The following is a 13,180-nucleotide window of genomic DNA, read 5'->3' on the forward strand; positions in this document are numbered from 1 at the left end:
TAAGGTAAGCCGAAAGGCCGGAAGCGTGACTGTCCCTCGATCATCACCTGCATCTCAATGGTCCGTTCTCTCCTGGGAGGCGGCTGCTTTCATGCCACCTCCTTCGTTGAAGCCTGTCCGCGGCCAAGGCATTGGGCACCACGTGGTGGTACTCGGGCTTGCGCGCGAAGAGCTTCCTCGTCATCAGGGATTCGGTGAGAATTTCGGGGCCGTCGTGGCCGAGCTGCGCCTGCCGGCCCGCCGTGCCATGCCTATGCGGATAGGCTGACAGCAGGCTTTCGACCCGCTGCCAGAACAGCGGTTCGCGAAGATCGTAGCAATGGTCGAGAAGATGGCTGATCTCGCTCAGATTGTAGACGAAGAGAGTGTCCATCACCAGTTCGCGCAGCGAATCCAGATTGTCCGTCCAGTAGAACTGGTCCGGCTCGGCGTCCCGGTAGAGCGGATGCAGGGATGGAAAATCGGGCGCCTTTTCCGGTTCGCGCAGAAAGCCCGGCGAGAATTCGATGCTCTCGTGGAAGTCCCGCAGGATCAACCGGACCGGCCATCCGTCGCGATGCACGAGCAGCATGTTCTGGCCATGCGCCTCGACGGCAATGCCGTGATGGACGAGCAGATGCCAGACCGGCAAGACGGCGACTTCGAGCAACCGGTTGATCCATGGCATCAGGCCGAAGCGCCGGATCCAGTCGTCGGCAAAGGGCCGCCCGTCTGTCTCCATCATCATCAACGCGGTGAAGGGAACGACGGCTTCTCCGGTTTCCAGCGTTGCTTGCGCGCTCTGGCGCCAGATCGCGCCCACTTGTCCGGCCAACGGCTCGTCCGCATCGGCGATGATCCCGGCATATTCCTGCAGGATGGTGAGCGGGTATTGTTCGCTGAACAGCGGATCTGAAGCGACGATCTCGCCGATCCAGCTTGAGATAACCGGCGCGGTGCAGACCGAATGCGGTTCCAGGATGCGGCGCGAGGACGTGTTGACGATGTTGAGCGGTAGCTTGACGCTTGCCGCTTGCGGTCGGTTCTCGTTGAGCAAGGAGCGTACCGACTGGGTCGCCGTGTAGGGGTCGCCCGCCGGGCCGAGGCAATGGGCATCGCCGTCTTCGAGCCAGCCGGCAAGCAGTGTTTCGCTCAGGTTGCGCCATTGCCACGGATGCAGCGGCACGAGCCCGAAATCCTCAGTGCAGACACCGAGCTGCTGTTGCATGCCCTGAAGATGCGCCCAGGTTTCCCCGCCAAGTTCGGTCCGCCAGAATGCCTCTTCTGTGTCGGGCAGCGTCTGGCGCAGATGCTTGCGCGCGACGAGCAGCCAGACGAGCTGAAACGACTGGCCGGCCTCCGGGCCGAAGAGGGCATGGTCCGCCTGGGAGAAGCCGGTGCGGGCCTTGTAGCAGGGGTGGTAGGGATGCCCCTCGTCGATTGCACCTTCGAGCTCGGCGAAGGACATCTCCCGCCGCGGACGGGCGATAAGATGACGGTCATTCCACTCGGAAAAGGCAATCGTCTGCATCATCTCGTTCAGCAGCTTGCCGCGGGTGATGCCGCTGCCGGGCAGGGCGGAAACCACAACCGAGAGCGACGCCTCGCCCCAGCTGCCGTCGCTTTCCCGCATCTGCACCGATCCCGGCAATGGCCGGATTCGCCCGAATGCGCCGAGGATGGCATCGCACCGAAAGTCGCGGCCGCCGAGCGTCCAACGAAAATGCGTTGCACCATCGCCGCCGCCCTCGCTTTGGCGCGCTTCGATGACGCCTTCGAACAGAAGGGCGGCGGCAAGCTGGCGAAGCACCCGGTCGTCGGGGCGTCCCTGGAGATCAAGAGGCAATGGCATGGCTGGTCCTCAGGGTCGTCAGCGCCGCGGGTGCCCGCAAAGGGTTTGGAACGGGGCGATAAAGGACCGGCGCGTGGTCGGATTGCAGTTCGTCGACATTGAACAGCCGGGTGGTCAGGTTGGCCTTCGACGCGATCGTCGGCAGGTCCAGCACATGCCGGGCGAAATCCCGTCCGGCGCCGGTCATGCCGAACGCGCATTGCTCCAGGTGGTTCCGGAGCATCCTGAGAAGCGTGCCTTCGTCGCACAATCCGTCGTGGCCCATGCGGCTGATCACCGAGAAGACCTGATTGACGATGAGGTAATAGGCGAAGCGGTCGCGGATTTCGCTTTCGGGAAAATAGAGCGACGGGATCGTCTCGGTTTCAGGGACGTGGCTTGCGAGCAGGCTGCGATAGCGTTCGGAGAGATAGAAGCCCTGGTTATCGCGGTAGTAGCTGACCGTGGGGTAACTGGCGCCGATGTCGAGCAGGCTGTTTTGCTGGTGCGCTTCAAGGGCGACGCCGTAGTCGTCGTAGAGTCGGATCAGCGGCTCGACGGCGCAATCGAGATAGCGTTGGAACCAGGCGATGCAGACGTCGGCGAGACGCTCTCCATCGCTGCTGGCGAGCGTGCGCAGGAGTTTTTCGAGCCTCGACGGTGTTTGCGCAAGCGGGTCGGCCGTCAGCGCGGCCACGGTTATGACGCCCTGTCCGTTGCCGTGCGCGAAGGGGTTTTCGCGCAGGATGACCTCGAAGCCGCTCTCGCTGTGACCCGGCAAATCGAGCGTGATGTAGGCCGGGTCCTGGATGATCCTGAAGTTCGCCGCGCGTTTAGCCAGGCCGATCCGGTCGACGAGCTTGGCCATGGCGACACCGGCCTCCAGCTCCTGCCTTCGGTTCAGGCGTACGGAATTGGTGATGCGCACCGGCAGGGAAAACTTGAGCATCCAGTCTTCAGCAGCACCATAGACCGTGCGGACGGACGACGTTGCGCTGAAGAGAGAACCGGTTGGGCCGAGGTGACGCAGGATGCCGGCCCGCTGCATCGCCTGAATACCGGGATCGAGAAGCAGGGCTTCCGCCTGCAACGGGTGCATCGGCAGCAGGCATTCGTCACCGGTAAGGCCCAGCCCTTCCGCGTCAAGTCCTGACAGCGAGCGGATGATATCGGGTGCCTGTATCGAGCGGGAGGATGCGTGACTGACGTGGTCCGCCTTCGCAGCGAAATAATGCAGCTTGAACTGGCCGCGCAGTTCCGGCGCATAGCTTTCCTGCTGCCAATAGGTCATGCCCTGCCGGCTCTTCGGCGTGGGGTGCAGCCAGTGCCCGAAGACAAGTGACTGCTCGGCCTCGAGAAAATCGTTGGCGTCTTCCTGACGCGGTTGCGCCCTGTCGACGTAGAGGGCGGTCTGCTGATAGCTTTCGAGCACCCGGATCAGAAGCTCGAGCTCGAAGCCGCGCAACGCATCTGTCTGACCGGCGTCGTCCTGACGGTAGGCGGCCTGGACCAGCATATGGAGCGCAGACATCAGCTCGATCGGACGCCACGACCGATCGGAGACGTTGCGCCCCCAGGCCCTGCCGAAGTGAAGCGGGCCGCACAGCGACGATGAGGTGACCTCGACGCGCAGGATCATTTGCTGGCGGGGAAGCGACCATTCGATGCTGTCGCAGGATCCGCTGGCGGTCCGGTGCCTGACCGGCACGCCGGGATTGACCTCCCTGAGGTAGCAGTTGGCGAAGCTTTGAAATGTCGCAGTTTCTGCGATTTGCCTAGACGATTTCATGTCTGTCGATCCTCGGCACGCGACATGCAAAGTCGCGCAATCGCGTCGCGTGGGAGGCGCAACGCATTGAATTTTCGTAGTGAACGGGCTCAGGTCGGCGTGATATGCATCACGCACGGTCTGCCAGCCGCCCGAGGAGGCGGATGGGATTGGCGCAGGATATGGCGGGCTGACAGCCGGGCGCCACATGAGGTTGGCCCAGGCGGGCGCGATTGACGACGTCCGTTTGAACGGTTGGTGCGGACGGAAGCGATATGTGTCGGCGACGCCGCGTGCCAGGTCGTGAACGTCAATGCATCGGTCGCCATCGCTCCAGGAAGAAACGAACCTGTGCGGTCACGTTTTTCCTCGAACGGCGGACGTCCGTTGCGGCATTCCGGTGAGCTCATCTTCCACCCGTCTCGGCTTCGGCGCGGTGCTTCAGCATGCGCTTTCATACAAAGACGACCGGCTCCCGATTTTTTTTCACCGATCCGGAATTTTTTATGATTATTTTTGTCCAGTTAAATCCGAGCCCGGTCCCCAAGGCGGATCGGTGCCGGGTCGCACGTCGCAATCGCCCGGCAGGGCGTGGCGACGCGGCCCTCAGGCAGGCAATTTTGGGTATTAGCGCAGATGCAGGGCGCGCTGGAATTCGGCGGGCGTGCGCCCATAGGCCTGTTTGAAGGACGCACTGAAATGGCTGTGGCTGGAAAAGCCGAGGTCGAGGCCGAGTGCCGTCAGGTCATGGCAGGAGCCGAGCAGGTCCAGCGCTCGCGCAAGCCGCAGCCGCAACTGATAGCGATAGAGCGGCATGGCTTCGACCTGCTGGAAAACCTGGGTGAGATAAACAGGTGACACGCCGACCTCCGTTGCCACCTCGGCCAATGTCCAGCGGCGGGCGAGATCGGTCGAAAGAACCAGCTTCGCCCGATCGACCAGCTTTTCGCGCCCATAGGTCGTAGCAGCGCTATGCGACGTCCTCTCGCCGAGCGAACGCCGGATCAATGTCAGCGTCAGGGTCTCGGCTTCGAGCGTTTCGGCAATCCCGCGGCGAAGGCTGTAACGCAACAGCGCGACAAGCGCCTGCGCTCGTGGATCGATCCGCCGGCGCGGTCTTTTGAACGCGGCAAGCGCCCCCGACCGCAATTGCTCCTTCGGCGCGAGTTCGCAGAGGATGGCTTCGTCCACTTGCACGTCGAGGCATGCATCGCCGCCTTCGATCGGATGACTGACGCGATAGTCTTCGCTGCGGTTGAAGAAGATCACCTGATTGGATTCAGCCACCGTATCGGCCTTGCCCACATGCCGCATGAACACGCCGCGATAGGGATAGACGAGGCTTGTGCGGTGGGAGCATTCCTCGCCGCTTTTCCCGCGACACGCGCCATCGCAGACCACGTCCCGCAGCGAGGCGGTCGAGGTGTCGAGAAGCGTCTGGCACGAAAACTGGGACATTGCGGTCCTATTCGTCGCGTTTGTAGAAATCGTTATAGGCGGCCCCGCGCGACAGGCCAATATCCTTCAGCTGATGATCGGAAAGCGCAAGCAGATCCAGGCGCCCGCGCCGCGTCTCCATCCAGCGGGATACCCGCGCAAGCAGCCGCCGGGAAAAGCCATGTGTTTCGAGTGCCGTCGAAAATCGGTCTCGTGGGCCGATCAGGCGAGTGGAGACATAGATCAGGTTGTCATGGGATGAAGCTGTGTCCGCCATCGGATCATCTCCTTTCATTCGTTTCCGATGATGGCAGGATGACGCGTCGTGGCCGCCGCCGCTGTCAGATTATTTAGCAATCGATGGGGGCTCGCCTTGGCATTTGGCGACCGGCGTCTCGAAATACCAAGGTCGCTGCAAGGATAGGACCTTGGTCGCTTTGCAGGCCCTTGCCGCGGCGCTATTCTTCGCCCCGGAGGATCGGTCATGACCAAAATCGCTGTGCCGCTCGTCAGTCATGGACACCCGGATCGGGAGCCGGATTGCGAGAGCGCGGTTGAAGGTGCCTTCCTGGAACTGGTCGACCGTGCGGAGGCCGCGGGTTGGACTTCCGACGAAATTGCGGACTGTCTCGTCAACCTGTCGCACAAGCATCGCACGACGCTTAACGAGGACCTCCACATTCTCGAAGAGATGGCATCCTCGCAGCTGCTCTCGAGAAAACGTCACTAACACCCGTCGTCTTTAAGCATCCATGGCTTCAGGCAGACACGAATTTTCCGTCGTAGCGCACGCGGAAATTGCGGCGTTGGGCATCTTCCTGGAAGCAAAGGAACACGAGTTCGAGATCGTTCGCGCTGCTGCGTCGTCCAAGCAGGCTGAGCGTGATCACAATCACGCCACCATAGGCCCGCGTCAGGTCGATGGCGGCTCTTCGAATTTCATTGGTGCCGACGTCGTCCCGGCCTTCACGCCGTTCGTAAACCTGCCAGAAACGTGCCGCCTCCCAGGCCGAACGCAGTGCTTCGGTTATCTGATCCCTGAACTCATCTGCCGACCTGCCCTTGCTCCATGAAACGGTCTGCTCGGTGTGATCGCCAAAGATGTCGAGATAGCCGTCATAGTCGTCCGGATCGGAAAAACATTGCTCGATCATCCCGAATGCCACGTCATCGGAAACCGCTGCCTTGAAGTATATCGTCATCGAATCGCCAACCCTGCCTTGAGCGCCTATGTTGTCAAAGCGTCGGCGGCGTATCTAGTCCCCCCGCGCGTCTGATCGGTGCTGCGCCAACGATTATCATTTCGCCGCAGTGACTTGAGCACGATTGATGCCGCGCCTCCTGACAGCCTATCCTTTGAAGAAGTCGAGAATTCCGGGAGTTGGGTGATCACCAAGCCGCAACGGTGTCGGCTGATCGCATCGCGCACGTCGAGCGATTTCATTTATATGAGTATTGCCTTATATTAATGGGGCGTGCTATTCTCGATTTCATTCTTGACTGGCGCAACCAACATTCTCATTTCGCTCTATGACGCACGATCTCAACGATCGTGCCCGCAGAGCCATTCGTTTCGATACTCCTATTTGCAGCATAGAAATTTGTTCAGTCCGGCGCAGCACGGAGATGCAAGGCAGGATCGGGTGAGATCCCTCCGCTCTTAACCTCCGGCGCACAAACGGTCGGAAGGAGGTGCTTTTCTTTGCTCGGCACGGCATTTCCACGCGAAGTGTTTTGGCGTTCAATGGTCTTCGTCTGGCTGTTGATTGGGCTGATGGCCCCGGCCGTAGCGGCTCGCGCATCACAGCCGGAAGGCGCGGAGATGCAATTTTTCGTGGTTCGCAGCGGCCAGACCGGGTGCGAGCCGACCTGCCCGGAGTGGATATCGGCCGAGGGCACGATCGTTGACGAAACCCCGGCGCTCTTCAAGAAACTGCTCAAGTCCATCGGCACCCGTCGCCTGCCGATCGTCGTAACGTCGCCCGGCGGAGATGTCGATGCTGCGCTTGCGATCGGGCGGATGATCAGAACGCGAAAACTTGAAGCGGCGGTCGGTAAGACCCGCTTCATCGGTTGTCAGCCGGAGCAACAGGGTTGCCGTGACAATGACGGCAAGGGCGCGCGCCATATCGGCATCGCCTATTCTGGCGAAGCCTATTGCAACTCGGCCTGCCCGCTGATGCTTGCTGGCGGCACCGGACGCGTTGTCGGCGAGTGGGCGTTCCTGGGCGTGCACCAGATCACCACAACCTACGTCCAGATCGAGACGCAGTATCGGGCGAAGTATCGCGTCGTGAACGGCAAGAAGAAGATAACCAGCAAGACGGTCGTCAGTCGCAGGAATGTCGGCGGCTACAAGACCTATGAAATGAACAAGGCGACCGAGCGCAAGCTGGCGGCCTATCTCGCGGAAATGGGTGTCGGTCGTGCCGTCATCGATCTGATGAAGATCACGCCCGCCGCCGACATTCGCAAGATCGAGCCCGTTGCGATGCTGGAGATGAAGCTGACGACGAAGTTGGGCGGGGTCGAACTGCTGACGTCGGTCGAGGCTTGCAGGACGGTGCCGGCGGCCGCCAATTGCCGGGTATTCGTGATGTCGGACCTTGAGCGTTAGACCCGCGGATCGTGGCTGGAGATCAGGATGTCTGTATGGAGTCCGCGTGCCGACAAGAGGTTGTCCCGCCTGAGGCGGGCGGCGCTGCTGATTTGTCTCGCGGCCACCTCAAGCATGTTGATCCCACAGTCGGCAAAAACGGCAGAGCAGCAGATGCGGTTCGTCGTCGTGCGCTCGAACCAGGCCGATTGCGAGCCGACATGCACGGAATGGATATCCGCCGAGGGCATGATCGGCCCGAAAACACCGACTTTGCTGGTGGTGACATGGCCGCTGCCATGGCGATCGGCCGCCTCGTCCGCAGGAATGGGCTGAGTGTGGCTGTCGGCAGGACCGTTTTTGCCGGATGCCAGCCGGATCAGGAGGGGTGTACGGAAAACGATAACAGAGGGGCAGACTATGTCGGCGCGGCGGTTTCGCGTGGACGCTGCGCGCAGGCATGCACTCTGGTTCTGGCGGCCGGCGTGCGACGGCTCGCCGGAGATGGAACGGCGATCGAGGCTATTCCGATCGTCGCTGCAAGCGAGGCCGGCACCAAAAAGCTGGCGGCGTATTACGGCGAAATGGGCGTGCGATACCAGGTCCTGGTCGATGGCCCGCGCAACGAGGACGGTAATCTCGGTCGCTGGCAACTGTTCAAGGCGCTTCTGGTGACGAGCACGCTCGCGGTCGATCAACTGGTCGATGCGCAGATTTGCCGGGGCACGCCTGCGCCCAACAATTGCCGGGTATTCACCACGATGGATCTGGAATAGAAGCCGGCAAGGCGCTGGACTTTCACCACCGTCAGCGCTCCCGTGCGTCGTTCGGCAACGCCAAGCGAGCCACGAGCACGCGACCCGCAAGAGCGATGACGACCGCCAGGAGAATGAGGCCCGCCGCGACAGCGAAGGTGACCCGCATGCCTGACGCGACGGCCTCGGTTGGTGCCGTGGCGATGTCGGATGCCGCCGATGCCAAGGCGAAGACGGCGCCCATGACGGATGCGCCGGTGACGAGCCCCAGGTTGCGCGACAGGTTGAGCATGCCCGAGATGACGCCGCGGCGATCCGGCGGCACGTCCGCCATGACGGCGGTGTTGTTGGCCGCCTGGAAGAGAGCATAGCCGGCGGTGACGACGACGATGGGCGCGAGGTAGCCCGGGATGGCGAATGTTGCCGGCAGGATGGAGAGTGCTGCGGCGCCGGCCGCGATTGCCGCAAGTCCGGCCATCATCACCGGTCGCGCGCCGAACCGGTCGACGAAGCGGCCCGCCGGTATGCCGCTCAATGCCGCCACCACCGGACCGACCGACATCACCAGCCCAATCGCTGCCGGATCGAGGCCAAGGGCGCGCGTGAGATAGAAGGGACCGACAACCAAAGTCGTCATCATCACCGTCGAGACCAGCGCATTGCTGATCAGGCTCGTGCTCAAGGCCGGATCGCCAAACATCGCCAAGTGTATCAACGGGGATGCGACCTTCGTTTCGACCATTGCAAAAGCCGCGACGCCCAGGGCCACGGCCAGCAGCAGAACGATATTGAGCGGGCCGAATTGGCCGCGGCCGATGGTCATGGCAAGCGCGTAGGCCGCCAGCGTCAATGCCAGCACGACGGTGCCTGGCACATCGAAGCGGGCAGGGGTGGGCGTCGTCCCTTGGCGGTCGGCAGGCAGATGGCTATGCGCAAGCACATATGTGAGGAAACCGAGCGGCACATTGACGAGGAAAAGTGCGCGCCAGCCGAAGCCGGTGATCAGCGCGCCGCCGAGCGATGGCCCGAGCGCAGTGCCGATCGCGGACATCATTCCGAGCAGCCCCATGGCGCTGCCGGTGCGTGCCTTCGGCACCGTCTCGGCGACGAAAGCCATGGTCAGTGCCATCATGATTGCCGCGCCGAGCCCCTGCGCCGCGCGGGCGGTTATCAGCAGCCAGAGCGTCGGGGCGAAGCCGCTTAGGCCCGAGGCAAGCGTAAAGAATGCGACGCCACCGAGCAGCAGTCGGCGTCGGCCGACGATGTCGCCGAGCCGGCCGACGCCGACGATCAACGCGGTGATGGCGAGCAGATAGGCAAGCACCACCCATTGCACGTCCTGGAACGGCGCATCAAAGGTGCTGGCCAGCGTCGGCAGGCCGACATTGGCGATGCTGGTGCCAAGCGCCGACAACAACATGGAGAGCGACAGGCTGGCCAGCGCCCATCGGACCGAACGCGTCCGTCCAATGGCTCCGACATTTGGCTCGGCGGGTACTGCAATATCGCGCTTCAAGACAAGCTCCATCTGTTGGCAATCTCCGAAATGGAGCTGCCAGAAGCCTAGGCGTCTGCGTGACATGGCGGAAGGCGCATGATTTGCACTTTATTCATGCATCAGGCGCCACATCCCGATCAAACTGCGCTATACCAAGCGAATGTCGAAACCCGATCTCAATCTGCTGGTCACCCTCGATGTTCTGCTTGCGGAAGGCAGCGTCGCGCGCGCCGCCGAGCGTCTGCGGCTCAGCCCTTCGGCGATGAGCCGGGCGCTTGCTCGGCTCAGGGCGGTGACGGGCGATCCGATTCTGGTGCGCGCCGGGCGCGGCCTCGTTCCGACACCGCGGGCACTGGAACTGCGCGAGCGTGTCGGTCAACTCGTCGATGAAGCCGAAGCGGTCCTGCGCCCGGCCGAAATGCTCGAGGTCGGCCAGCTCACGCGCACCTTCACGATTAGGACGAGTGAGGGGTTCGTGGAGAATTTCGGTCCGGACCTTCTCAGGCGCATCGGCGATGAAGCGCCCGGCGTCCGCCTGCGCTTTCTGCCAAAGCCGAACAAGGAAAGCGGCGCGTTGCGCGACGGCAGCGTCGATCTGGAAACCGGTGTGATCGGGCCTGCGACCGGCCCCGAAGTGCAAACGCAGGCGCTGTTCCGGGATCGCTTCATCGGTGTCGTGCGCCGGGAGCACCCCTTGAGCCTCGGCCCGCTGACCGCAGCCGGCTATGCCGGCGGCCGGCATGTGCTCGTCTCCCGGCGTGGTCTCGACAGGGGGCCGATCGACGACGCCCTGGAAAAGCTTGGGCTCAAGCGACAGATCGTCACCACGGTCGGGGGCTTCTCGGCGGCGCTCGCACTTGCGCGCGGATCGGACCTTATCGCCAGCGTCCCTGAACGGCATACGGGAAACCTGCGCGCCGGCATGCACAGTTTCCCTCTGCCAGTTCCGGTGCCTGAGGTTACCGTCTCAATGCTCTGGCACCCGCGGCTTGATGCCGATCCGGCGCACCGTTGGCTCCGTGCCTGCGTTCGCGAGGTCTGCCTGGCCCAGCTTGCCGATCGGTAAACAACTGCGTTGGGATCACAGGACTTTCAAAGTGGCCTATCGGCAAGCCGCGCCTCCCCAACATGGCCACGCCGCTAATCGACCTTTGGCATTGCAAAGCCAGGTGATGAGACAACATATACCGCTGCTACACGTCCCGATTGCCTCGCTGATATTGTCGCTGGAGATTTCATGACCAAGTCCGTTGCCCCTCAGCTTTCGACACCTGCCGAAGACCCGCTGCTTTGGCTGGAGGATAGGACATCCAAGCCCGCGCTCGACTGGGTGCATCGCCAGAACGGGCTGACGAAAGAGAGGCTGCAAGGCGATCCTTCCTATCAGGCGCGGTTCGAAACGGCGCTGGAGCTGATGACCGCAGAGGACAACATCGCCGTCGGCTATGAACTGCGCGGCCATGTCTACAATTTCTGGCAGGACAAGGCCAACGTGCTTGGCCTCTGGCGCCGCACCACTGTGGCTTCCTACAAGACCGAAAAGCCGGATTGGCAAACGATCATCGACTTCGACGCGCTTTCGCAAAAGGAAGGCGTCAAATGGGTGTTCAGCGGCGCGCGCCGCCTCTATCCGGATTTCGACCGTTGCCTCCTGAGCCTGTCGCCCGATGGCGGCGACGCCAGCGAGATGCGCGAGTTCGACATCGAAACCGACAGCTTTGTCGAGGGCGGGTTCCGTGCACCCGTTTCGAAATCAAATTTCAGCTGGCTCGACATCAACACGGTCATCGTTGCGGCCGCCTTCGAGGAGGAAGAACGCACGCAATCCGGCTATCCGCGCGTCGTGAAGCTGTGGAAGCGGGGCACGGATCTCAGCGAGGCGGTGCCGATCTTCGAAGGGCAGGTCGAGGATCTTGCTGTCGGCGGCTCGCTCGAATTCGATGGCGACGCGCAGTACCTGCTGCTGACAAGGACGATCGATTTCTATTCCGGCCATCATTTCGTCAGGCTGGCTTCGGGAGAAAAACGGCGGCTACCGCTGCCGGACGACGTCGCCGACATCGCAATTCTGAAAGGCCAGATCGTCTTCGCGGTGCGCAGCGTCTGGTCCGCGCCCGGTGGCGTGGCATGTCTGCCGGACGGGCTCTACGCCTTCGATTTCAAGCGCTGGCTGGAAACGGGTGAACTCGGCGCCATCGAAACGGTGCTGCCGCCCGCAGAGCGTGTTTCGATTGCGCATGTCGCCAGCACGCGCGACCGCCTGTTCATCAGCCTGATGGACAATGTGCGCGGCCGCGTGGTGTTTGCCGAACGCGGCGAAGGGGGGTGGTCGCTCACACCGCTCGCTCTGCCCGAAAACGGCAATGTCGGCATCAGCCATATCAATCAGTTCGGCTCAAGCGTCTCGTTCTCCTTCACCGATTTTCTGACGCCGAGCTCGATCATCTGGTCTGACGATGACGGCGAGACGCTGGCGACAGTCAAGGCGCAGCCGGCGCGTTTCGATGCGTCAGAGCTGATATCGGAGCAGTTCGAGGCACGCTCGAGGGATGGCACCCTCGTTCCCTATTTTGTCGTTCGGCGTCGCGACCAGCAAAAGCCGGTGCCGGCATTGCTCTACGGCTATGGCGGCTTCGAAGTCCCGCTTCTGCCCGGCTACGCCGGCGTACGCGGCAAGCTCTGGCTTGAAAAGGGCTACGCCTATGTCCAGGCCAACATCCGTGGTGGCGGCGAGTTCGGTCCGCGATGGCATCAGGCAGCACTTAAGGACAAGCGGCAGAACGCGTTCGACGATTTTGCCGCCGTTGCCGAAGATCTGGTGCGGCGCGGGATTTCGACCCCTGCCATGCTCGGCATTCAAGGTGGGTCGAACGGCGGCTTGCTGACGGGCGTTTCCCTGACCCAGCGGCCCGAGCTTTTCGGTGCGGTGCTCATTGAAGTGCCGTTGCTCGACATGCTGCGCTATACGGAATTGCCGCCCGGAGCATCCTGGATGGCCGAATATGGCGATCCGTCCAAGCCCGAGGAAGCGGCCTGGCTGGCGACCTATTCTCCCTACCAACACGTCGCTGATGACGCCGATTATCCACCGGTGCTGCTTACGACGTCGACCGCCGACGACCGGGTGCATCCCGGCCACGCACGCAAGATGGCAGCACGGCTGCAGGCCGCCGGCCATGCCAACGCGCTGTTCTTCGAGGAAACGGAAGGCGGCCACGGCGGGCGCGGCGACCGCCGGATCCAGGCGGCCCAGACGGCAATGAAGTACATCTTCCTTGAGCAGGCATTGAGCGGTGGAACGACGTGACCGTGGCTC

Annotated in this window: 11 protein-coding genes; 5 read left to right on the forward strand and 6 right to left on the reverse strand. The window is 62.4% G+C overall.

What is annotated here, in order from left to right:
- Nucleotides 1-43: 43 nt before the first annotated feature.
- From J3R84_RS21245 to J3R84_RS21260, 4 genes are all read right to left on the reverse strand, one after another.
- Complete coding sequence (locus J3R84_RS21245; RefSeq protein ID WP_203527707.1) at nucleotides 44-1,831, reverse strand: IucA/IucC family protein; 1,788 nt, start codon at nucleotides 1,829-1,831, stop codon at nucleotides 44-46.
- Nucleotides 1,815-3,599 carry an IucA/IucC family protein gene (locus J3R84_RS21250; protein ID WP_203527710.1) on the reverse strand — a complete coding sequence of 595 codons (1,785 nt, stop codon included), beginning with the start codon at nucleotides 3,597-3,599 and terminating at the stop codon, nucleotides 1,815-1,817. Before J3R84_RS21250 ends, J3R84_RS21245 begins: the two co-directional genes overlap by 17 nt.
- A gap of 606 nt (nucleotides 3,600-4,205) precedes the next feature.
- Entirely contained in the window at nucleotides 4,206-5,036 is an 831-nt protein-coding gene (locus tag J3R84_RS21255; protein WP_025429425.1) for a helix-turn-helix transcriptional regulator, read from the reverse strand.
- Nucleotides 5,037-5,043: 7 nt separating this feature from the next.
- On the reverse strand, nucleotides 5,044-5,292 hold the full coding sequence (locus J3R84_RS21260) for a DUF1127 domain-containing protein (protein ID WP_057210012.1): 249 nt from the start codon (nucleotides 5,290-5,292) through the stop codon (nucleotides 5,044-5,046).
- A gap of 207 nt (nucleotides 5,293-5,499) precedes the next feature.
- Between J3R84_RS21260 and J3R84_RS21265 the strand changes: the two genes are divergently transcribed.
- Nucleotides 5,500-5,745, forward strand: coding sequence for a hypothetical protein (locus J3R84_RS21265; RefSeq protein WP_025429423.1), 246 nt, complete (start codon nucleotides 5,500-5,502; stop codon nucleotides 5,743-5,745).
- A gap of 28 nt (nucleotides 5,746-5,773) precedes the next feature.
- Here J3R84_RS21265 and J3R84_RS21270 read toward each other — a convergent pair whose 3' ends face one another.
- On the reverse strand, nucleotides 5,774-6,217 hold the full coding sequence (locus J3R84_RS21270) for a hypothetical protein (protein ID WP_203527712.1): 444 nt from the start codon (nucleotides 6,215-6,217) through the stop codon (nucleotides 5,774-5,776).
- A 620-nt stretch (nucleotides 6,218-6,837) separates the two neighbouring features.
- On the opposite strand from J3R84_RS21270, the gene J3R84_RS21275 reads away from it, so the two are divergent.
- Nucleotides 6,838-7,632: a COG3904 family protein gene (locus J3R84_RS21275; RefSeq protein WP_156585789.1), complete on the forward strand. Its 795-nt coding sequence runs from the start codon at nucleotides 6,838-6,840 to the stop codon at nucleotides 7,630-7,632.
- Between the two features lie 11 nt (nucleotides 7,633-7,643).
- The gene (locus J3R84_RS21280; protein WP_203527715.1) at nucleotides 7,644-8,387 is read left to right on the forward strand and encodes a hypothetical protein; all 744 of its coding nucleotides are present in this window, start codon (nucleotides 7,644-7,646) and stop codon (nucleotides 8,385-8,387) included.
- 31 nt (nucleotides 8,388-8,418) lie between these two features.
- Here J3R84_RS21280 and J3R84_RS21285 read toward each other — a convergent pair whose 3' ends face one another.
- Nucleotides 8,419-9,894 carry an MFS transporter gene (locus tag J3R84_RS21285; RefSeq protein WP_203527718.1) on the reverse strand — a complete coding sequence of 492 codons (1,476 nt, stop codon included), beginning with the start codon at nucleotides 9,892-9,894 and terminating at the stop codon, nucleotides 8,419-8,421.
- 130 nt (nucleotides 9,895-10,024) lie between these two features.
- On the opposite strand from J3R84_RS21285, the gene J3R84_RS21290 reads away from it, so the two are divergent.
- Together J3R84_RS21290 and J3R84_RS21295 are read left to right on the forward strand one after the other, a co-directional pair.
- Nucleotides 10,025-10,930 carry a LysR family transcriptional regulator gene (locus J3R84_RS21290; protein WP_025429420.1) on the forward strand — a complete coding sequence of 302 codons (906 nt, stop codon included), beginning with the start codon at nucleotides 10,025-10,027 and terminating at the stop codon, nucleotides 10,928-10,930.
- Nucleotides 10,931-11,101: 171 nt separating this feature from the next.
- A complete protein-coding gene (locus J3R84_RS21295) occupies nucleotides 11,102-13,171 on the forward strand; it encodes a prolyl oligopeptidase family serine peptidase (protein ID WP_057222786.1) in 2,070 nt (689 codons plus the stop codon).
- Nucleotides 13,172-13,180 lie beyond the last annotated feature (9 nt).

Source organism: Ensifer canadensis, assembly GCF_017488845.2.
Classification (GTDB): Bacteria; Pseudomonadota; Alphaproteobacteria; order Rhizobiales; family Rhizobiaceae; genus Ensifer; species Ensifer canadensis.

What these genes read in the sequence shown, in the direction of transcription:
- J3R84_RS21245 (WP_203527707.1), bottom strand. Translation starts at nt 1,831, where the DNA reads ATGCCATTGCCTCTTGATCTCCAGGGACGCCCCGACGACCGGGTGCTT.
- J3R84_RS21250 (WP_203527710.1), bottom strand. Translation starts at nt 3,599, where the DNA reads ATGAAATCGTCTAGGCAAATCGCAGAAACTGCGACATTTCAAAGCTTC.
- J3R84_RS21255 (WP_025429425.1), bottom strand. Translation starts at nt 5,036, where the DNA reads ATGTCCCAGTTTTCGTGCCAGACGCTTCTCGACACCTCGACCGCCTCG.
- J3R84_RS21260 (WP_057210012.1), bottom strand. Translation starts at nt 5,292, where the DNA reads ATGGCGGACACAGCTTCATCCCATGACAACCTGATCTATGTCTCCACT.
- J3R84_RS21265 (WP_025429423.1), top strand. Translation starts at nt 5,500, where the DNA reads ATGACCAAAATCGCTGTGCCGCTCGTCAGTCATGGACACCCGGATCGG.
- J3R84_RS21270 (WP_203527712.1), bottom strand. Translation starts at nt 6,217, where the DNA reads ATGACGATATACTTCAAGGCAGCGGTTTCCGATGACGTGGCATTCGGG.
- J3R84_RS21275 (WP_156585789.1), top strand. Translation starts at nt 6,838, where the DNA reads ATGCAATTTTTCGTGGTTCGCAGCGGCCAGACCGGGTGCGAGCCGACC.
- J3R84_RS21285 (WP_203527718.1), bottom strand. Translation starts at nt 9,894, where the DNA reads ATGGAGCTTGTCTTGAAGCGCGATATTGCAGTACCCGCCGAGCCAAAT.
- J3R84_RS21290 (WP_025429420.1), top strand. Translation starts at nt 10,025, where the DNA reads ATGTCGAAACCCGATCTCAATCTGCTGGTCACCCTCGATGTTCTGCTT.
- J3R84_RS21295 (WP_057222786.1), top strand. Translation starts at nt 11,102, where the DNA reads ATGACCAAGTCCGTTGCCCCTCAGCTTTCGACACCTGCCGAAGACCCG.